Below are 19,618 nucleotides of genomic sequence, written 5' to 3'. Positions count from 1 at the left end.
CCTCTTGTTTCCCCTCGCGCCATTGTCGTGCTTGTCGGTGCATCGAAGCCCACTGGGGATCCTGCCGCTTAAGGCAGTTTCATCTGTGGAGCCGAAAAATATGAGTACCTACGTCATCGTCGAAGAGCTGGGCGACTGGCCCTGCCATGCCGATTATCTGCTGACCGCCCGCACCTACCTGCAACACGGGGTGCCCACCACCGGCGGCCGCCCCCGCATCATCAACCTCTGCCGCAATCTGGAGCACCTCAGTGCCGGCTACTACTGCTCGCTGCTGGCCCAGGCCCGCGGCCACCACTGCCTGCCGGGTTTGCAGGCCATCAGCCAGCTGCAACCCCAGCAGCCACCGGCCAAGCTGTGGCGAAAATTGCAGGGCTGGCTGGCCCAGCAGAGCGAGGACCGAATCCGGGTGCGCGCCATCTTCGGCCAGTGCGAACAGAGCGAGCTGGCGGGGCTGGCCCGCTACTACTACGGCCTGAGCCAGCTGCCGCTGCAGGAGCTGACCCTCAAGCGCGGCCGCCACGGCTGGTCGGTGCGCCAGCAGCAGAGCCTGTCGCCGCTGGCGCTGAGCCCAAGCGAGAAAGAGTTGATGCTGCACCACGCCCAGGCACTGGTGGGCACCGGCGACGAGGAGCAGGCGGCGCCGCTCTATCAGCTCGCCATTCTGGTCGACCCCAACGACGGCCGCGCCAGCAGCGATGCAGTGGCGCTGGAGCGCTTTATCAAAGCAGCCGCAGCGCAGGGGATCCGGGCCGAGATCCTGGCGCCGTCTGCCATCGAGCGGCTGCCGGAGTTCGATACCCTCTGGCTGCGCTCCGAGACGGCGGTCGGCCACTACACCTTCGAATTTGCCCGCCGCGCCGAGCAGCTCAAGATGCCGGTGATCGACAGCTCCCGCGCCATCCTCGCCTGCAGCAACAAGCTCTATCTCTACGAGCTGATGGTGCGTAGCGGCGTGCCCATGCCGCCCACCATGGTGGTGACCCGCCGCGGCCGCCACCACGTTGACGAGCTGGTGCAGCGGCTCGGCCTGCCGCTGATGGTGAAGGTGCCCGACGGCGCACAGGGGCGCGACCTCGCCATGGCCAGCGACGAGCAGCAGCTGGCTCGCCTGCTGGACGAGGGGCTGGCCCGCTCCGCCCTGCTGCTGGTGCAGAGCCGGATCCCCGCCGAGTTCGACTGGCGCATCGGCTTTCTCGATGGCTCGCCGCTGTTTGCCTGCCGCCGTTTCCGCCCCGAGCCCGGCAACCGCATCCGCCGCCGCAAGCACCCCCTCGACATGAGCCGGATCGAAGCCCTGCCGCTCAACGAAGTGCCGGAGCGGGTGCTGCAAACTGCCCGCCGTGCGGTGCATCAGCTCGGCAACGGCCTGTTCGGAGTCGACCTGCGCCAGCAGGGGCGCGACTGCGTGCTGCTGGAAATCATCGACAATCCCTGGATACGTGGCGATATTGAGGACAGAGAGGCAAAGGACCTCTACGAGCGCCTCGCCCGCGCCTTCCGCCAGCGGCTGGAAAACCGGGGGCAGAGCGCGGCCGGATAACAAGCATCGATAGCAGAGGTGGATATGATGACGACTGATTGGTGGGACATTGCGCCCCTTGGCTGGGAGAACATCCTGGTCTGTCTGGTGTGCGGCACTCTGGTGGGGCTGGAGCGCCAGCTGCGCGGCAAGCCGGTCGGCATCCGCACCTCCTCGCTCATCATCCTCGGCACCTACTGCTTTCTTGCCATCGGTGCCGCCCTCAGCCCCCAGAGCGCCGATCAAGCGCGGGTGCTGGGCCAGCTAATCACTGGCATCGGCTTTCTCGGCGCCGGGGTGATGATGACCCGGGATGGGCAGGTACTGGGGGTCACCTCCGCGGCCACCGTCTGGATGCTGGCCGCCCTCGGCGCCCTCATCGGCATGCAGATGCTGCACCAGGCGCTGCTGCTCACCGGCGTCACCCTCTCCATTCTGGTGGGGGTGGACTACCTGGAGACCAGCTTCAAGAGCCTGCGCCGCGGGGTGCACAACCGGCTGGAGAGCTGGCGGCACGGCAATGGCCACGCACAGGCCGCCCCCCATCAGGACGAACTCGGCAGCGGTATCGAGAAGTAACTTCCCCCATGAAAAAGGGCTCCATCACGGAGCCCTTTTTGTTGCCAACCTCGCTCAGCGCACCAGCAGGAAGCGACCGCTCAGCGGCGGCAAATCCACCGTCACGCTGCTGCCGCCGATGGCCAGGCTCTCGCCGCTCTGCAGATCCACCAGGGCACTGGCACTGCGCAGCTTGCCGACCGGCACCGCGTAACTCTGAGGCGTGCCGGAGACGTTGAGCAGGTAGACTACTTGCTCTGCCGCCGTCTGCTTGATGTCGCCATAGACGCTCCCCTCGGCCACCAGCTTGACCCGCTCCCCCTGATAGAGGGCGGGGTGGGCGGCGCGCAGGGCCAGCAGCTGGCTGAGCCACTGTTTCAGCTCGCTCTGCTCGCTGCTCGGCACGAAGCCGGTGACACCGGGCACCTTGCCATCGCTGCGGGCCACGTGATCGTCACAGAGCCCCTGCACGGCACAGTCGCCTCCCACCTGCTTGGCAAAACCCGGCACCTCGTCGCCAAACTCCTCGCCGTAGTAGAGGGTGATGGGGCCGGAGCGGGCCGCCAGGAAGCTGAAGGCCGCCTTGTGGCGCTGCCAGTAATCCGCCGGATTGAAGTTGCCGCGCTCCAGCAGATCGCCGAAGCGCACCAGATCGTGATTGCCCAGCATCAGGTTGGGCATGGCGTGATTCGGGTAGTTCTCCACCTTGTTCCAGCTGGCGTCGAGTACGCTGGCCCCCTGCCCGCCCTTGCCGGACTCCTCCACCGCCAGCGCCTGCACCAGGCCGTAGCGCAGCGGGAAGTCGAACGCCGACGAGAGCGCCGGGTTGTCGCTGCTGCCGTAAGCCTCGGCGCGAATGTCGTCGGCGCCCTTCCACACCTCGCCCACCATGTAGCCGAGGGTGCCCCACTGCTGACCGGCGGCCTTGCGCGCCGCGCTGGCCCGTTCCACTTCGCTGCGAATGGCGCGCCAGTCGTCGAGGCCGAGCTGATAGGCCTGATCGAGGCGCCAGCCGTCGATGCCGTACTGCTCGACCCAATAGCGGGCCACCTCCTTGAAGTAGGCCAGGCTCTGAGGCTGGCTGTAATCCACCAGCTGACCGGGATAACCGGCTCCGCCGCTCTTGAGGGCGGGCAGCCGTCCCTCGGGCGAAGGCTTGCTCACCCCCACCTTGTTGACGTGGCCGAACACCCCGTCAAGGAAGATGTAGAGGCCGCGCTGATGCGCTCCGTCCACCAGTTTCTTGAGCTGGACGTTGCTGCCGAAGTTGGGGTCCACGTTGAAGAAGTCGCAGGCGAAGTAGCCGGTGGCATCCAGCTTGTCGTCACCGCCTTGTCCCGCGCAGGAGTCAAACACCGGGGTCAGCCAGATGGCGTTGACGTTGAGGCTCTTGATATGGTCCAGGCTGTCGATGACCCCCTGCAGATCGCCGTTGTGCTGGGAGGGGCCGTAACCGACGCCGTAGTTGGCGCTGCCGTCGCCGTCGACGAACGACTCCACCATCACCTGATAGGTGCGCAGATTGCAGGCAGGCTGATCATTGCCGTAGCAGGCGCGGCTGGCGGTGGCCGGCGGCGGGTTGGTGACCGGGGGCTGCTGGGGCTCGCTGGAGCCGCTCCCGCCTCCGCTGCCGCAAGCCGTCAATAACAGGGCGGCCCCGATGAGGCCGCCATGGCGCAACGTTCCTTGTTTCATTGTTATGTTCCCGCTGTGGTGGTATCGGCGCCCAAAGCGCCGCACTGGGGCCATGATAGCGGCCCCGTCCGCACGGGTCTGTGACTGAAAACGTTACCTGGCTCAGTCGGTTGGCGCGCCGACCTAGAGCACGCCGGCCGAGGCGAAACGGTAACTGACCGAGAGCCAGTAGGCGCGGCCCGGCTCCGGAATCCGCCCTACCTGCTCGTAGCCCAGCCCGGCCTGACTGGCGTGTACCGCCTTGGAGAGGTGCTCGTAGTAGAAGGTGTCAAACAGGTTGTCGACCCCGGCCGACAGCTGCCAGCCCGGCTGGAACTGCCAGGCGGCGCTCAGGTTCATGGTGAAGAAGCCTGGGGTCTCCCCCTGATCCTGACCGGCTACGGTGCCGGAGCCCACATCAACCCGATCCTGCGCGGCCACGGCGCGGCCCAGCAGGGTCAGGTTCCACGCCTCGGCTGGTTGCCAGCCCAGCGCCAGCTTGCCATCGAGCGGCGGCATCTGGGCCAGCGGCAGGTGATCGCTCTGGTTTTCGCCATAGACCACCGCCAGACCGCCGTCGAGGCGCCACTGCTCGGCAAACTGCCAGCGTCCTTCCAGCTCGCCACCACGGGTCTGGGCGTCGATGTTGCGCACCTTGTTCGACTTGTTGTTATAGAGCAGATAGTCCTGAATGTCGGCGCTAAAGAGGGAGAGGGTCAGATCCAATTCGCGGCTGCGCAGGGCCAGCCCAGCGTCCCACTGGCGGCTGCGCTCGGGGTTGAGGATGAAGGGCACGCTGTCCTTGCTGCGCTCCCAGTAGTCCGGAGCCCGTTTCGCCTGGCCCCAGGCCAGGTAGCTCGACCAGGCCGGCGACCACTGGTATTCGTAGCGGCCAAAGCCGCTGTCCAGGGTCAGGGTATCGCTGTAGAGGGTCTGATCCCCCGCGCCATAACGGGTAGTCTCAACCCTGTCCTGCCGGTAACCCCCTTTGTAACTGTGAGCCCCCTGCTGGCGGCCCAGCTCGGCAAAGCCGCCCTGCTGCTCGAAACGCAGGGTGCGCTGGCGATCCTTGGTGGCATAGTCGACACCGCCCCGGCTGCGGTGCTGATCCCGGTTGCTGTCGAGCCCGGCGGTCAGCAGCCAGTCGGCCGGCAGGGCGATGTCGTTGGCCCAGCGCCCGCCGGTGTTGCGCCGGTCCGGGTTGGAGAGCATCTTCATGCCGCTGTTCGGACGCAGGCTGAAGTTGTCCATGATGTGGTCGATGTCGTTGTCCCACAGGGTCAGCTCGCTGCGCTGCCAGTGGCGGCTGATCTGCTCCTGCCTGAGCTTGAGGCCGAAGGATTCCCGATCGAACATGGGGCCGTCCATGGTGCGATCCGCATAGGCGGCGCGGGCGTTGCTGCGCTCGGCGGTGAGTTCGAGCCAGGTGTGCTCACTGGGCGTCCAGCCAAGCTGGGCGGTGCCGTTCTCGCGCCGGTAGAAAGAGCGCACCTTGTCGCCGTGGCCGTCGCGATAGTCATCGCTGTCGGAGTGGGTGAACTGGCCGCGCAGATAGCCCTGCGGCGCCCCCACGGTGGCATCCAGCATCTGGTCGTCACGCCCGAAGCTGCCATAGAGCGCCGATGCCTCGGCCTTGACGCCGGGGGCGGTGAACTCGGGCCTGTCCCGCTCGAACAGCACGGTGCCCGCCAGGGTCGCCCCCTGCTCGAGGGATTGTGGCCCCTTCAGCACCCGGATCCGGTCGAAGGATTGAGGAAAGACGTAGGCGGTGGGCGGGTCCATCCGGCCACCGCAGCCACCGGCCAGCATGCCGCCATCCATCTGCACGTTGAGGCGGGACATGCCCATTCCCCGCAGTACGGGATCGCCACCCAAGCCCCCCTTGCGCACCATGCTCATGCCGGTGACGTTCTTGAGGTAACCGGCACCGTCGGCCGCTGGCATGGGGGAGCCCGGTTTCTTGGGATCCAGGGTCACCTCCAGGGTGCTGGCGGGACGACTGGCGACCACCACCATGGGCTCCAGTTGCTGGACCGGCTCCTGGCCGGCGGCGCCGTGACAGGCAAAACCGCCCACCAGCAGGGCCAGCGGGGTGCGCATATGACAAGCCATACTCTTTCCTTATCTCTCTGTTTATATTGTTGTTTTAATTCCAACCGCCAAAACCATTCAGCTGCTGGAAGGTTTGCAGTCAGGCTGCAGTAAAGGCCTGCGGCGCAGTGGCGGCAAGCCCTCTAAGGCGAAGCCAAGCTAGGGTTGGCAAAATGTTGCGCAGGTTTTACCCAAATTGGGTAAGGAAGGCAAACGCTCAAACATTCCCGTTACAGGAATCTTGGGATGGCTCACAAAAACAGGGGGTTAGCTGAACGCTTCCCGCTCGTCGATGGGCTTGATCAGGTGATAGACCTCGTGGGCCGACAGGATGCAGCCGGCGGGCCACTCCAGCTGGTGGTGGCGATTGATGAAGACCCGGGCGCAGCGCCGCTCCAAATCCAGCGCCGCAAACAGCGGCTGGGTGCGCCAGGGAGTCAGGTCCAGCGCCCCCGTGGTACCGTCCGAGAGCACCACGAACAGGCTCCACCCCTGCAAATATTCCACATCGATAAAGACCGGCATCCCTTCGGCTCCGATTGAGAAAATTCGGCGCCATTATAGATAAGCCCCCCGCACCGCTTTGCCAGCAGGATCACAGTTTTTCCAGCCGTTTATGCTGTCTTCAATCCCTGCGCGCCCTCACATAAAAATCATAAATCGTGCCAAAACATCCTTTTAAACAGCACCTACACGCAACCTTTCCCCGGGCCCGCTGTCATAACCCTGCAATATAAAAACAATGCGCTCGTGGACGGGTGCAAACAGGCTTGTAGGAACAACAATGACCACTATCAGACGATGGCTGGGACCGTTTTGGCCCATCGCCATTTTTTCATTGATCGCGCTCGTATCTCTCTCCACCAGCCGGCTTGCGCTCGGCCTCTGGCAGCTGGAACGGGTAGACGCCGTCGCCGGCTGGCAGGAGATGCTGCTGCAGGGGCTGCGGGTCGACTTCGCCACCCTCTGCTGGCTGTGGGGCGTGCCCGCCGTGTTCACCCTGCTGCTGGCCGGCCCCCATGCCGTGGGCCGTGCCTGGCTGCAGTTCATCCGGGTCTGGCTGACCCTGGGGCTCTGGCTGCTGCTCTTCCTGGAGATCTCAACCCCCTCCTTCGTGACCGAGTACGGGGTGCGGCCCAATCGCCTCTACATTGAATACCTCATCTATCCCAAAGAAGTGTTCGCCATGCTGTGGGCCGGCCGCAAGGGCGAGCTGATGCTGGCACTGCTGTTCAGCGGCGCCGTGCTGGCGGGCGGCTGGTGGCTGAGCGGCCGCTTGCTGCGCGGCATCAGCTTCCCGCGCTGGTACTGGCGGCCCGCCTTCGCCCTGCTGATCCTGGCCATCGGTTTTCTCGGTGCCCGCTCCAGCCTGGGTCACCGCGCCCTCAACCCGGCCATGGTGGCGTTTGCCAGCGATCCGCTGGTCAATGCGCTCACCGTCAACTCCTCCTACTCCCTGTTCTTCGCCATCAAGCAGATGCGGGCCGAGGAGGATGCCAGCCAGTTCTACGGCGAGCTGCCCCGCCAGCGCATTCTGGATCTGGTTCGCCAGGAGAGCGGGCGCGAATCCCATGAATTCAGCTCCGACATCCTGCCCAGCCAAACCTTCAACGAGGCCAGCTACGGCGGCAAGCCGAAGAACCTGGTGATCCTGCTGCAGGAGAGCCTGGGCGCCCAGTTCGTCGGCTCCCTCGGCGGCCTGCCGCTCACCCCCAACATAGATGCCTTGTCGAAAGAGGGTTGGGCGTTCGAGCAGCTCTACGCCACTGGCACCCGCTCGGTGCGCGGCATCGAGGCGGTGCTGACCGGCTTCACGCCGACCCCGGCCCAGGCCGTGGTCAAGCTCGGCCGCAGCCAGACCAACTTCTTCACCATCGCCGATCTGCTCAAGCAGCGGGGCTACGACACCAGCTTCATCTACGGCGGCGAGAGCCACTTCGACAACATGCGCAGCTTCTTCCTCGGCAACGGCTTCACCACTATCGTCGAGCAGAAGGACTTCAAGAATCCGGTGTTCGAGGGCTCCTGGGGCGCCTCTGACGAAGATCTGATGGCCAAGGCCGACGAGACCTTCCGGGCGCTCAGCAAGCAGGGCAAGCCCTTCTTCAGCCTGGTGTTCAGCTCGAGCAACCACGATCCGTTCGAGTTTCCCGACGATCGCATCGCCCTCTATGAGCAGCCCAAGCAGACTCGCAACAACGCCGCCAAGTACGCGGACTACGCCATCGGCGAGTTTTTCAAGAAGGCGAAGCAGTCGGACTACTGGAAGGACACCCTGTTCCTGGTCATCGCCGATCACGACAGCCGGGTCAGCGGTGCCAGCCTGGTGCCCATCCCCCGCTTCCACATTCCGGGGGTCATAGTGGGTGACGGCATAGCGCCGAGACAGGATCCGCGTATCGTCAGCCAGATCGACATGGCGCCGACCCTGCTCTCCCTGATGGGGATCAGCGCCGACTACCCCATGCTCGGCAAGGATCTGACCCGCATGCCCGCCGACTGGCCGGGGCGCGCCATCATGCAGTACGACAAGAACTTCGCCCTGATGCGCGGCAAGGACGTGGTGATCCTGCAGCCTGAGCGAGCGCCGGAAGGCTTCATTTATGAGGATGCGACAGAGACGCTCACCCCGGCGCCGCAGCCGGCCACCATGAAGGATGCGGCCCTCGGCCTGGCGCTGTGGGGCAGCCTCGCCTACCAGCAGGGGCTCTACCGGACGGCGCCGGATACCCGCACCGTGCTGAACTGAGCGCAATAAAACAAAACCCGCCGATTGGCGGGTTTTTTGTAGGAGGCAGACGGGGCGTCAGGTGTTGAGGAAGCAGGGCAGCGAGCGGCTGAACTTGTGCTCGAACACCAGCGAGGTCTCGAGGTGCACCACCTCTTCGCGGGAGGTGAAGTGATCGAACACGAAGTTGCGCAGGTGCTCGGTGTCGGCGACGCACAGATGCACCAGGAAGTCATCCTTGCCGCCCATGTGGAACAGGCTGATCACCTCGGGCAGGGCCAGGATGGCGTCGCGAAACGCATCGATGATCTGGCGGCTGTGGCGGGCCAGCTGCAGCGACACCATGGCTTGGATATGGCCGCCGAGGGCCTGGTAATCCACCTCGCAGTGGGCGCCCTTGAGCACCCCGTCCTGCTGCAGCTTGCGTACCCGTTCCAGACAGGTGGACGGCGCCACCCCGACCAGCGCGGCCAGATCCTTGTTGGTCATGCCCGCATCGCGAAACAGATGGGCCAGGATATCCAGATCCAGTTGATCCAGGTTTCTCATCTTTACTCCTTGAACCGCTCAATTTTTTAGACTCTGCCCGTAAACCGGGCCGAACACAACGCAGATTGACATCGGGGCCGCGCCCCCTATGCTTTGGCGCACTCAAAAACCGGGTCAGGCCCGGCTTGCCTCGCCGTTTCTGGCGTCATAAGGATCTTTATGCACCCGTCTCACCCCTTCTGGAGCCAGGAAGTCCCCCGCGTCGATGGCCAACTGCTGCTGACCCCCTGCCCCGGCACCCAGCAGGTGGCGCTGCCGCTGGCGCTGGGCCAGCTCAAGCTGGCCGGGGCGCACGGCGTGCTGACCCTGATGACCGACGCCGAACTGGCCCGGCTCGAACTCGGCACGCTTGGCCAGCAGATCGAGGCCGCCGGCATGCGCTGGTTCCAGCTGCCCATCGAAGACGATCAGGCTCCCGATGCCGCCTTCGAGGCCACCTGGCGGCGGGCTCTGCCAGCCCTGGTTGGACTGCTGCGGGACGGCAAACACCTGGTCATCCACTGCAAGGGCGGCAGCGGCCGCACCGGGCTGGTGGCGGCGGCTCTGCTGATGAGCCTGGGCCAGCCCCAGCAGGAGGCGATGGCCGCCATCCGGGCCCACCGGCCCAAAGCCTTCACCCTGGCCTGCCACCGCCAGTGGCTTGACAGGCTGGCGGCGCGGCTGGCCGAGGGCGACTGAGCCAGTCCCTACCTCGACGGCGAGTTCTGCTGATAGGTAAACACCTTGCCGATATCCTCGACGCGATAGCTGGTGAGCTGATAGACGTAGTAGTTGAGCCAGTTGGAAAACAGCAGGTGACCGTGGCTGCGCCAGCTGGCGCGCGGGGTCCGGGTCGGGTCGTTGTCCGGGTAGTAGTTGACCGGAATGACGGGCTCAAGCCCGGCCGCCAGATCCCGCTGGTATTCGCCATCCAGGGTCAGCGCATCGTATTCCGGATGACCAGTGACAAACACCTGACGACAATCCTTGGTGGCCGCCAGATAGACCCCGGCCTCTGCCGATTCGGCAAAGATTTGCAGATCGGTATGGGCGCGGATGAGATCCCCGTCGAACGCCGCATAGCGGGAGTGAGGCGCCACAAACTCGTCGTCGAAGCCACGCAGCAGCGGTTCGTGCTCGTCGAGCCGGTGATGGCGATAGACCCCGGACAGCTTCTCGCCGTGAGTCTGCTTCTCCATGCCGTACAGGGCTTTCAGCGCCGCCTGTACCGCCCAGCAGAGGAACAGGGTGGAGGTCACGTGCTGATGGGACCACTCGATGATCTCGACGATGCGCGGCCAGTAGACCACCTCCTCGAACTCCACCAGCCCGAGCGGCGCCCCGGTGATGATCATGCCGTCGTAGTTGTTGCCGCGCACCTGTTCGAAGTCGTGATAGAAGTTCTCCAGGTGCGCCTGGGGCGTGTTCTTCGACTCCCGATCGTCGATGCGCAGCAGATCCACGTCCACCTGCAACGGCGAGTTGGAGAGCATCCGCATCAGCTGGATCTCGGTTTCAATCTTCTTGGGCATCAGGTTGAGGATCAACACCCGCAGCGGGCGGATGTTCTGGGTGACGGCCCTGGATTCCGTCATCACGAAGATGTTCTCCTGCCCCAGCACTTCGGCGGCGGGTAACTGATCCGGGATCTTGATCGGCATGCTTACTCCCTGTACTGCATCGGTAAATATGTCTGGACATCCAGAAGCCTATAACAAAGCCACCCGACCTGTCATCAGATACCTTTTGTATTCACCCCCACCTTTGACTAGCATACGGCTCAGTGTGTCTCTCGCATCCAAGACAATGACAGGTATCAAGATTTCAGTAGACCGGCTGCAAGTCGGCAATTACGTTTCTCTGCCACTTGGCTGGCGCGAACACCCCTTCCTGTTTTCCAGCTTCAAACTCAAGAATGAAGAGGAGATCGAGCTCATTCGCCGGCTCGGTCTCAAGCTCGTCACCATCATCCCCGACAAGAGCGATGCCCCGCCCAAACCGCTGAGCCAGATCCAGACCCAGCCGGTAGAGGCACCGGATACCTCCCAGCGTCAGGCTGAAATGCAGCTGGAGAAAGAGCGCCGCATCGAGCAGTTGCAACAGTATCGCCGCGATCTGCAGCAGTGCGAGAAGCAGTTCCAGCAATCGCTGGCCCAGGTGCGCAGCGTGATGAGCAAGATCCAGTCCCGCCCCCTCAACGCCATCGGCGAGGCGCAGGAGCTGGTCAACGCCATGACCGAGCAGATGCTGTCACTGGACGAGATGGTGCTGCACCTGGTCTCCGACAGCGAAGATGGCAACAACCTCTACTTCCACTCCCTCAACGTCAGCGTGCTCAGCATGCTGCTGGCCAAGGAGTGCAACATGTCGGCTGACGAGATCCGCCAGGTCGGCATGGGAGCCCTGTTCCACGACATCGGCAAGCTGAAAATTCCGAGCCAGATCCTGCGCAAGACCGAGCCGCTCACCAAGCCGGAGCAGAACCTGATGGCCCAGCACCCGCGCTACGGGCTGGATCTGCTCAATCTGGCCAAGGACTTCCCGGCCGAGGCGAAGGGCATAGTGCTGCACCACCACGAATACCTGGACGGCAGCGGGCCGGAGGGGCTCAAGAAGGGGCAGCTCGACCCGCTCACCCAGATCGTCTCGCTCATCAACGAGTACGATAACCTCTGCCACATGCAGGCCAAGGTGCCCTACTCGGCCCTGAGCGGCCTCTACAAGCAGCGCAAGGCCCAGTTCAATCCTGAGTTCCTCAGCATGCTGATCCGGCTGATGGGGATCTACCCGCCCGGTAGCGTGGTACAGCTCTCCAATGGTCAGGTGGGGCTGGTGATGTCGGTCAACGCCTCCCGCCTGCTCTATCCCTCGGTGCTGGTGTACGATCCGCGCATCCCGCGCCAGGAGGCGGCCATCATCGACCTGCAGCAGGCCGAGCTCTCCATCGCCAAGGTGATCCATCCCAAGCGACTGCCGCCGGCGGTGTTTGAGTACCTCAACCCGCGCACCCGCATCAGCTACTACTTCGAACACACCAAGCCCTGATCGACCCGGCTACCCAGGTGGCCACCCCAGCCCAGCCGTCAGCCCCAAGGAGCCCGCCATGCGCATCGAAATCATCAGCACCGGAGACGAAATAGTGACGGGCCTGGTGGTGGACACCAATGCCGCCTGGCTCAGCGCCCTGCTGCTGGAGCAGGGCTGGCAGGTGCGCCGCCGCGTCACCGTGGGGGACAACCTCAAGGACTTGAAGGCCGTGCTGGCAGAGAGCGCCAGCCGCGCCGAGGTGGTGCTGGTGTGCGGCGGGCTCGGCCCCACCGCCGACGATCTCACCGCCCAGGCAGCAGCCGAGGCCTTCGCTCAGCCACTCACCCTGTTTCCCAACTGGCTCGCCACCATCGAAGCGCGCTATGCCAGCCGTGGCAGGCCCATGCCCGCCAGCAACGCCAAGCAGGCCTGGCTGCCACAGGGGTGCGAGATCCTCGACAACCCGGTCGGTACCGCCTGCGGCTTTGTGGTCACCCACGCAGGCCATCAGGGCCCAAGCCGGCTCTTCTTCACCCCGGGCGTGCCATTCGAATTCAAGCAGATAGTGCGCGAGCAGATCATGCCGCGCCTCAAGGCGCTGGCCGGCGAGCAGACCGACACCGAACTGCGCCGCTTTTATACCTTCGGCGTCTCGGAGTCGGCCCTCAGCGACATGCTGGATGCGGCTCCCTGGCCCACCGGCATCGAGCTCGGCTACCGCTCCTCCATGCCGCTCATCGAGCTGAAGCTGATCGGCCACGGCGCCAGCACGGCGGACATGGACGCCGCCGAGGCGCGGCTGCTTGCGGCCATCGAGCCCTGGCTGGTAGGACGGGGCGATGAGGAGCCGGCGCAGCAGATCCTGGATCTGCTGGGGGATAGGCCGCTGACGCTGCTGGAAGGGGAGAGCCGGGGCGCCCTGCTGGCCATGTGCCACCCGCATCCGGCCCTGACGGCCAGCTTCAGCCACGCCCTGGCCAGCGAACTGGTGCAACTGGCGGCGCCTGCGGCCCCCCTCAGCCTGACCATAGGCAGCTCTGGTCCGGACGGCGTGCCGCTGCTGCTCTGTGTCGACGGGCAACAGCACGGCCAGACCCTCAAGGTCAGCCACCCGGATCCTGACAGCGGCCGCCGGATCCTCGCCTTCGCCGCCCTCGACATGCTGCGCCGCCAGTTGCAGGGGCTGGCGGTGCTCGGCGACTACCGCACCCTGGCCCGCACCGCCAGCCGCTGAGAGCCAGCAACCAGCAACCAGCAACCAGCAACCAGCAACCAGCAACCAGCAACCAGCAACCAGGTTCTCACCCCTCGCGGGACATCAATCCAGACTTTTCTTGAAACGATGAGCGGCCAGGGGCAGCAGACAATGACGCAAGGTCGACACTCCTCTCACGGTGGCAGATCCGCCCGGGGACACCCCCTTTCCCCGTCGGACGGTAGCCGAGAGCGGCTCGCAGACAGGCTCATGGTGTCGTCAGCATACTCCCTGTTACTTTTCATTTCCTCGTCCCAGCTCACCCATTTGTGCTTAGCTCATTGACCAAAAAGGAGAAATGTCTGGATACTGCAGACCAGCACCATGTTGATGATTCGCATTTTTAACAAAATGCCGATTAACTGAAAACAAGCAGCTGTTCCAATAGGGACGCGCACGAAGGAAGGGATCCGGGTGTTAAGCAAAGAGTGGTTACTGTTGTCAGCCGATATGGAATACGCCTGCCTGCGCATCGTGCCCGGGCTGACCAACCCCATCTCGGAGAGCGATATCCAGACGCTGCTGCTGGCCTCCAACTGCCGCCGCTATCAACCGTTGACGGAGGGGATCAAGCAGGCCATCAGCTTGCTCAACACCCTGCTGAGCAACCCGACCGCCCCTGTGCCCGGCAACCCGGTGCCCATCGCCCAGCGCCACGATGCCAGCGTCCTGCTGGTGGTGGAGAAGGACCGGATGAGCGCCACCGCACAGATCACCGCCGACTGGGGTGGCAAATACCTCACCAGCGAACAGCTGGAGCAGGCGATCCAGAGCAGCGAGATCAGTCAGGGGGTGCAGGCGCCGCTCATCGCCGCCGCCGTACTGGCCGCCAAGGAGGCGACGCCGGGCACCCTGCTCAGACTGCCGGTGGCGCAGGGCAAGGCCGCCGTCAATGGTCAGGACACCCGCTTCGAGCGACTGGTGGAGACCCCGGCCGAGCGGATCCTCAAGCCTCAGGAGCTGGATCACGGCCGGGTCGACATGCGCGACCTCGGCACCATTCTCACCGTCAAGGCCGGTGCCCAGCTGATGCGCCGCCACCCCGCCACTCAGGGGGTGCCGGGTTTCACCGTCACTGGCCAGGAGCTGCCCGCCAAACATGGCAAGGACAGCCCCATGGTGGCCGGCGAGGGCACCTTCCTCTCACCGGATGACTCCGATCTGCTGCTGGCCAGCCGCCCCGGCCTGCCGCGCCAGGAGAAGAACGGCATGAAGGTGGACGACGTGCTGAGCGTCAAGCAGGTGGATATCCGCCACGGCCACGTCATCTTCGAAGGGGCGCTGATCGTGGCGGGCGACGTCACCCCGGGCATGAAGATAAAGACCAGCGGCGACGTGGTGATCGGTGGCTTCGTCGAGGGGGGCTACATCGAATCGAGCGGCACCATCACGGTGCGCAACGGCATCATTGGGCGCAAGAGCGAACAGAGTGACGAGTTCCTCTGCCACCTCAACGCCCAGGGCGAGATCCACGCCAGCTACGCCCAGTATGCCAAGCTGGAGGCCGGTGGTGACATCCACATCCTGACCCAGCTCAGCCACTGCTACAGCCGCAGCGGCCAGGATCTCAAGGTGGGTGACAGCGGCATGCGCAAGGGCCACCTGCTGGGGGGCATCAGTATTGCCAACCGCCTCATCATGGCGCCGATCCTGGGGGCCTCGGCCCACAACCAGACCCGGCTGCAGATCCTCGGCGGCTACTTCACCCACAAGGAGCAGGAGCAGGCGCTGCGCCAACGCAAGCAGGAGTGCCGGGAGCAGCTGGACAAGCTGCAGGACCTGCTGCTCAAGTTGCTGCAACTGCCGAGCGACAAGCGCAATCCCCAGACCCTGCAGAAGATCAAACTGATCCGGATCCAGCATCTCGAGGAGAGCAAGCTGCTGGATGAACAGCTGGAAGCGGCCCAGGAGGAACTGCAGAAGCTGATGGCGGAGATGGACATCATCGCCACCCAGCACGCCTTCCCCGGGGTCGAAGTGGAGATGGCTCACCACCACTACCGGGTCGACATCGAGCACGGCCCCATCCACTTCGCCATCCGTGAAGATCAGCTGCAGCTGACCCCCTACGAACCCCACAAGTGACGCAAGAGTGAGCCTGTCCGGCACCATCAGTCGTGATCCGGGCGGTGATTTTCGCTACACTCGGCCTCCCATTGGCCCCATCGGGCGGGCCAGCCAGACCGCAGGATAGTGAGAGATGTACAAGCTGATCGCATTGGATATGGATGGCACCCTGTTGAACTCCCAGGGCCAGATTTCCCCCCGCACCCACGCGGCCATCGCCGCCGCCCGCGCCAAGGGCGTCACCGTCGTGCTGGCCTCGGGCCGGCCGCTGGAGGGGATGAGCCGCTATCTGGTGGAACTCGGCCTCACCGGTCAGGATGACTACGTCATCTGCTATAACGGTGCCCTGGTGCAGCAGGTGGCCGATCAGCGCATCATCCGCAGCCAGCTGCTCACCGGCAGCGATGCCAGCGCCATCGCCGCCCTGGCCGACGAGCTGGGCGTCAACGTGCACGGCTTCTCGGTCAGCCGGGGGCTCATCAGCCCCAGAGTCAGCACCTACACCGAGCACGAATCCCGCCTCATCGACATGCCCATCAAGCTGCTGGACTTCGCCACTCTGCCCGCCGACGAGCAGATCCTCAAGGTGATGATGATCGATCCCGAGCCCCTGCTCTCCTCCGCCATCGCCAAGCTGCCGGCCGAGCTCTACCAGCGCTATACCGTGGTGCGCAGCGCTCCCTACTTCCTCGAGTTCATGAACAAGCAGAGCAACAAGGGGACCGGCGTTGCCGCCCTGGCCGAGCACCTGGGGCTGGATGCCTCCCAGGTCATTGCGGTGGGGGATGCGGGCAACGATCACCACATGATCGAGTACGCCGGGCTGGGGGTGGCCATGGGCAACGCCACCGACGACATCAAGGCGCTGGCCCAGCACACCACGGGGCGCAATGATGAAGACGGGGTCGCCCAGGTGATCGAGCGTTTCATTCTGAATGCCTGACGCGACCAGGGGCCCCACGGGCCCCTTTTGCTATCCGGCCGCCAGTGCGGCATGTTTAATATATCCACCACGATAACGCCCTTTCCTCTCCTTCCCTTCGCTACAGGCCCCTTTTAATGGGACTCAAGCCAGTCGAGCTCAGAACATATTTAACATACCGGCATCATTTCGTTTGACATATTGAACGGCCTTGGCAGACTGGGATCAGGATCCAGGCTGTCGTTGCCCAGGCTGACCGACGATTCTGGCTGTGCAACGCACCTCCGATCCCACGACCATGCCTTGAGGCATGCCCTTGCCCCGCTGACGACGGCAAGGGCCTGCCCAAGGCGCAGGACCGCTAAGGACAGCCAAGGTGAATCATGACTCGCAGCCCCCACACCCCGCGTAAACCCGTCGTACTGATGACCACGGGTGCCCAGCCCCGCAATGGCCACGCCTATCAGGTGATGACCCACAAATACATCAAGCCGCTGGTGGAGATCAGCGGCTGCGTGCCGCTGCTGGTGCCCACCTGCTGTGGCACCGAGGATCTGGCGCAATATCTGGATCTGGCGGATGGCGTCTATCTGAGCGGCGCCGGCTCCAACATCGATCCCGCCCTCTACGGTCAGGAGAACCTCACCCCGGAGAAGCAGCAAGACAGAGACAGGGATCTGTTCGACATCCCGCTGGTGCGCGCCGCCCTCGACCGCGGCCTGCCGATCCTCGGGATCTGCCGCGGCATGCAGGAGATCAACGTGGCGCTGGGGGGAGACATCCACCAGAAGGTCTACAGCGAGCCAGGTTATGACGATCATCGGGAGGATGCTGACGATCCGGTGGACGAACAGTATGGCGAGAGCCATCAGGTCGAGCTGGTGCCGGGCAGCTGGCTGGCGGAGCTGATGGGACAGCCGTCGATCCCGGTTAACTCGCTGCACGGCCAGGGGATCAAGACGCTGGCCAAGGGGCTGGAGCCGCTGGCCCATGCCGAAGACGGGCTGATCGAGGCGATCCACGCCCCCGCCCTCTCCCCCTTCCTGCTGGCGGTGCAGTGGCATCCGGAGTGGAAGGCAAGCGAGAACCCTCACTCCATCAAGATCTTCGAGGCCTTTGGCAACGCCTGCCGGGCCCGCCTGGCCGGCGTCTGACGCCGCCGGCTAGTCACCGAACCCGCGCGCCTTGAGCTTGGGCAGCGCACCGCGATCCGGGCGCAGGGTTCGGCATACCTCCAGCCCCTTCAGCCCGCGCTGGATGTGATCCGGCGTGTGGCCAAACACCATGCCGTTGCTGCGATAGAGGGCGCTGTCGTCCAACTCGAACAGCTCACCGCCGATCAAAAGCTGTTCGCGGCCGTTGACCGTCTTGCCGCGCTTGAGAGGCAACATCATGTCGCTCAGCACCTCGCCGGTGGCGCAGCCCTCGCGCCAGCGCGCCTCGTCGGCGAAGGGGGTGATGGCGATCTCGCGCCAGGAGCCATCACGAAACTCGACCCGATACTTGTCGGCCAGCTGATCACAGCCCATCAGCAACCAGGCCCCGGCAATCCAGACCATCTTGTTTAGCGTGTGCACTCGTACCACTCCCTCGTCAGACCGGTGCCCAGCATAAATAAATTGCCCCCGCCCCGCACCCATTTAGCGGGTTGAAACCAACTATGCTGGAAATAACCAATGATAAGGGGCTGCTATGTTTAGCGATAACCTCGTTGCGCTACCTACCCTGCTGTGGATTGGCGAACACCCGTTCTGGACCCTGTTGACCCTGCTCTTGCTCTTCACCCATTTCCTGCGCAGCCCTGCTCGTCGGCGGGAGCTGGTGAGCGAGCTCGGCTTCGTGATGATAAGCCTGGTGGTGATCCTGCTGATCCAGTTCGAAGGGGGCTGGTTTCGTCTGCCGCTGCCCCACCACTGGCTGGTGGAGATCTCCAGCCTGCTGGCCGGGCTGGTGCTGGTGAAGATCTGGGGGATCCTGCTGTTCCAGTTTCTGCTGCCCCTGTGCCAGATCCGCATCCCGCGCATCATCGCCGACATCGTCATCACGGTCGGCTACATCGGCTGGTGCCTGTTCCGCCTCTACGCCTCCGGCATGGCCCTCGGCGAGATCGTCACCACCTCCGCCGTCATCACCGCCGTCATCGCCTTCTCCATGCAGGACACCCTGGGCAACCTGCTGGCCGGTGTCTCGATCCAGCTCGACAACTCCATCGCCATCGGCGACTGGCTGCAGGTAGAGACCACCCAGGGCCGGGTGGTGGAGATCAACTGGCGTGCCACCACCATCGAGACCCGTAACTGGGAGACGGTAGTGATCCCCAACAGCCACCTGCTCAAGCAGCGCTTCACCGTGCTCGGACGGCGGCAGAACGCCCCCCTGCAGTGGCGCCGCTGGGTCTGGTTCGACATCACTCTGGATACCTTGCCGACCCAGATCATCGCCCTGGTGGAACAATCTCTGCGGGAGACCCGCATCCGCCACGTCTCCGCCAGCCCGCAGCCGGACTGCCTGCTGATGAACGTGGAAAACGGCATCGCCCGCTACGCGGTGCGCTACTGGCTCACCGATCTGGCGGTGGATGATCCCACCGACTCGGCGGTACGCACCCTGATCGATGCCGCCCTGCGCCGCAACGACCGACGCCTGACGCCCCCCATCTTCAACGTCTTCATGACCACGGATCAGGATCACAAGGATCAGCGCCACAAGCGGCATACCGCCGAGCGCACCGATACCCTGCGCCGCCTGCCGCTGTTCGCCATGCTGCAGGAGGAGGAGCTGCTGCGGCTGGCGGATCAGGTCAAGTTCGCCCCCTTCGTCAACGGCGATCGGATGCTGAGCCAGGGAGAGGTCTCCGGCTGGCTGTTCGTGCTGGTGAAAGGGGATGCCCAGATGCTGGTGGAGGTGGAAGGGCGCGAGCTGGCGCTCGGCACCCTCAATGCCGGCGACTTCTTCGGCGAGCTGAGCCTGCTCACCGGCGAGCCCAGCCCGTTCACGGTGCGGGCCCTGGGGACCGTCGAAACCTATCGCATCAATCAGGCCATGTTCCAGGAGCTGGTGGCCCAGCGCGGCTCCCTGCTCGAGCCGCTCTACAAGGTGCTGAGCGCCCGTCAGCAGGAGCAGCAGGAGCTGCTGGCGCGGGAGGCGGAAGCCATGAAGCAGATCGCCCCGCCACGGGATCTGCTGGACAAACTGATGGCGCTGTTTGGCGGTCGATGACGTAGCATGGCGGCTCAGGCTTTCTAC

16 protein-coding genes are annotated in these 19,618 nt (G+C 64.4%); 10 read left to right on the top strand and 6 right to left on the bottom strand.

Annotation, left to right across the window (positions count from 1 at the left end; all coding sequences use genetic code 11):
- Positions 1-100: 100 nt before the first annotated feature.
- Positions 101-1,543 carry a RimK family protein gene (locus tag ACPDZI_RS01815; RefSeq protein ID WP_198505709.1) on the top strand — a complete coding sequence of 481 codons (1,443 nt, stop codon included), beginning with the start codon at positions 101-103 and terminating at the stop codon, positions 1,541-1,543.
- Between the two features lie 24 nt (positions 1,544-1,567).
- Positions 1,568-2,101 carry an MgtC/SapB family protein gene (locus ACPDZI_RS01810; RefSeq protein ID WP_175610280.1) on the top strand — a complete coding sequence of 178 codons (534 nt, stop codon included), beginning with the start codon at positions 1,568-1,570 and terminating at the stop codon, positions 2,099-2,101.
- Positions 2,102-2,155: 54 nt separating this feature from the next.
- On the opposite strand, the gene ACPDZI_RS01805 is transcribed toward ACPDZI_RS01810, so the two are convergent.
- From ACPDZI_RS01805 to ACPDZI_RS01795, 3 genes are all read right to left on the bottom strand, one after another.
- Entirely contained in the window at positions 2,156-3,775 is a 1,620-nt protein-coding gene (locus ACPDZI_RS01805; protein ID WP_408755827.1) for an alpha-amylase family glycosyl hydrolase, read from the bottom strand.
- Positions 3,776-3,898: 123 nt separating this feature from the next.
- Positions 3,899-5,866 carry a TonB-dependent copper receptor gene (locus ACPDZI_RS01800; protein WP_438833906.1) on the bottom strand — a complete coding sequence of 656 codons (1,968 nt, stop codon included), beginning with the start codon at positions 5,864-5,866 and terminating at the stop codon, positions 3,899-3,901.
- A 246-nt stretch (positions 5,867-6,112) separates the two neighbouring features.
- Positions 6,113-6,370 carry a DUF2442 domain-containing protein gene (locus tag ACPDZI_RS01795; protein WP_438833905.1) on the bottom strand — a complete coding sequence of 86 codons (258 nt, stop codon included), beginning with the start codon at positions 6,368-6,370 and terminating at the stop codon, positions 6,113-6,115.
- Positions 6,371-6,629: 259 nt separating this feature from the next.
- Here ACPDZI_RS01795 and ACPDZI_RS01790 point away from each other — a divergent pair, with 259 nt between their 5' ends.
- A complete protein-coding gene (locus ACPDZI_RS01790) occupies positions 6,630-8,594 on the top strand; it encodes an LTA synthase family protein (RefSeq protein ID WP_438833904.1) in 1,965 nt (654 codons plus the stop codon).
- A 57-nt stretch (positions 8,595-8,651) separates the two neighbouring features.
- Here ACPDZI_RS01790 and ACPDZI_RS01785 read toward each other — a convergent pair whose 3' ends face one another.
- On the bottom strand, positions 8,652-9,122 hold the full coding sequence (locus ACPDZI_RS01785; RefSeq protein ID WP_011704464.1) for an Lrp/AsnC family transcriptional regulator: 471 nt from the start codon (positions 9,120-9,122) through the stop codon (positions 8,652-8,654).
- Positions 9,123-9,281: 159 nt separating this feature from the next.
- On the opposite strand from ACPDZI_RS01785, the gene ACPDZI_RS01780 reads away from it, so the two are divergent.
- Complete coding sequence (locus ACPDZI_RS01780) at positions 9,282-9,800, top strand: cyclin-dependent kinase inhibitor 3 family protein (RefSeq protein WP_438833903.1); 519 nt, start codon at positions 9,282-9,284, stop codon at positions 9,798-9,800.
- Between the two features lie 8 nt (positions 9,801-9,808).
- Here ACPDZI_RS01780 and metA read toward each other — a convergent pair whose 3' ends face one another.
- Positions 9,809-10,762 (bottom strand): homoserine O-acetyltransferase MetA, encoded by a 954-nt coding sequence (gene metA, locus ACPDZI_RS01775; RefSeq protein WP_011704462.1) that lies wholly within the window; start codon positions 10,760-10,762, stop codon positions 9,809-9,811.
- Between the two features lie 145 nt (positions 10,763-10,907).
- Here metA and ACPDZI_RS01770 point away from each other — a divergent pair, with 145 nt between their 5' ends.
- The 5 genes from ACPDZI_RS01770 to ACPDZI_RS01750 all read left to right on the top strand — a co-directional run bounded on the left by ACPDZI_RS01770 (position 10,908) and on the right by ACPDZI_RS01750 (position 17,526).
- Positions 10,908-12,146: an HD-GYP domain-containing protein gene (locus ACPDZI_RS01770; protein ID WP_331414488.1), complete on the top strand. Its 1,239-nt coding sequence runs from the start codon at positions 10,908-10,910 to the stop codon at positions 12,144-12,146.
- A gap of 58 nt (positions 12,147-12,204) precedes the next feature.
- The gene (locus ACPDZI_RS01765; protein ID WP_438833902.1) at positions 12,205-13,362 is read left to right on the top strand and encodes a CinA family nicotinamide mononucleotide deamidase-related protein; all 1,158 of its coding nucleotides are present in this window, start codon (positions 12,205-12,207) and stop codon (positions 13,360-13,362) included.
- Between the two features lie 435 nt (positions 13,363-13,797).
- Positions 13,798-15,468: a DUF342 domain-containing protein gene (locus tag ACPDZI_RS01760; protein ID WP_438833901.1), complete on the top strand. Its 1,671-nt coding sequence runs from the start codon at positions 13,798-13,800 to the stop codon at positions 15,466-15,468.
- Positions 15,469-15,583: 115 nt separating this feature from the next.
- Positions 15,584-16,393 carry a sugar-phosphatase gene (gene yidA / locus ACPDZI_RS01755; protein WP_168967940.1) on the top strand — a complete coding sequence of 270 codons (810 nt, stop codon included), beginning with the start codon at positions 15,584-15,586 and terminating at the stop codon, positions 16,391-16,393.
- Positions 16,394-16,755: 362 nt separating this feature from the next.
- Positions 16,756-17,526: a gamma-glutamyl-gamma-aminobutyrate hydrolase family protein gene (locus ACPDZI_RS01750; RefSeq protein WP_194759430.1), complete on the top strand. Its 771-nt coding sequence runs from the start codon at positions 16,756-16,758 to the stop codon at positions 17,524-17,526.
- 9 nt (positions 17,527-17,535) lie between these two features.
- On the opposite strand, the gene ACPDZI_RS01745 is transcribed toward ACPDZI_RS01750, so the two are convergent.
- Positions 17,536-17,931, bottom strand: a complete 396-nt coding sequence (locus tag ACPDZI_RS01745) for a hypothetical protein (protein WP_168968083.1) — start codon at positions 17,929-17,931, stop codon at positions 17,536-17,538.
- 133 nt (positions 17,932-18,064) lie between these two features.
- On the opposite strand from ACPDZI_RS01745, the gene ACPDZI_RS01740 reads away from it, so the two are divergent.
- Entirely contained in the window at positions 18,065-19,591 is a 1,527-nt protein-coding gene (locus ACPDZI_RS01740; RefSeq protein ID WP_118882025.1) for a mechanosensitive ion channel family protein, read from the top strand.
- Positions 19,592-19,618 lie beyond the last annotated feature (27 nt).

Source organism: Aeromonas oralensis, assembly GCF_049665575.1.
GTDB classification, from domain to species: domain Bacteria; phylum Pseudomonadota; class Gammaproteobacteria; order Enterobacterales; family Aeromonadaceae; genus Aeromonas; species Aeromonas hydrophila.
Note: the sequence above shows the minus strand (reverse complement) of the source record. Positions and strands in the feature narration are given on the sequence as shown.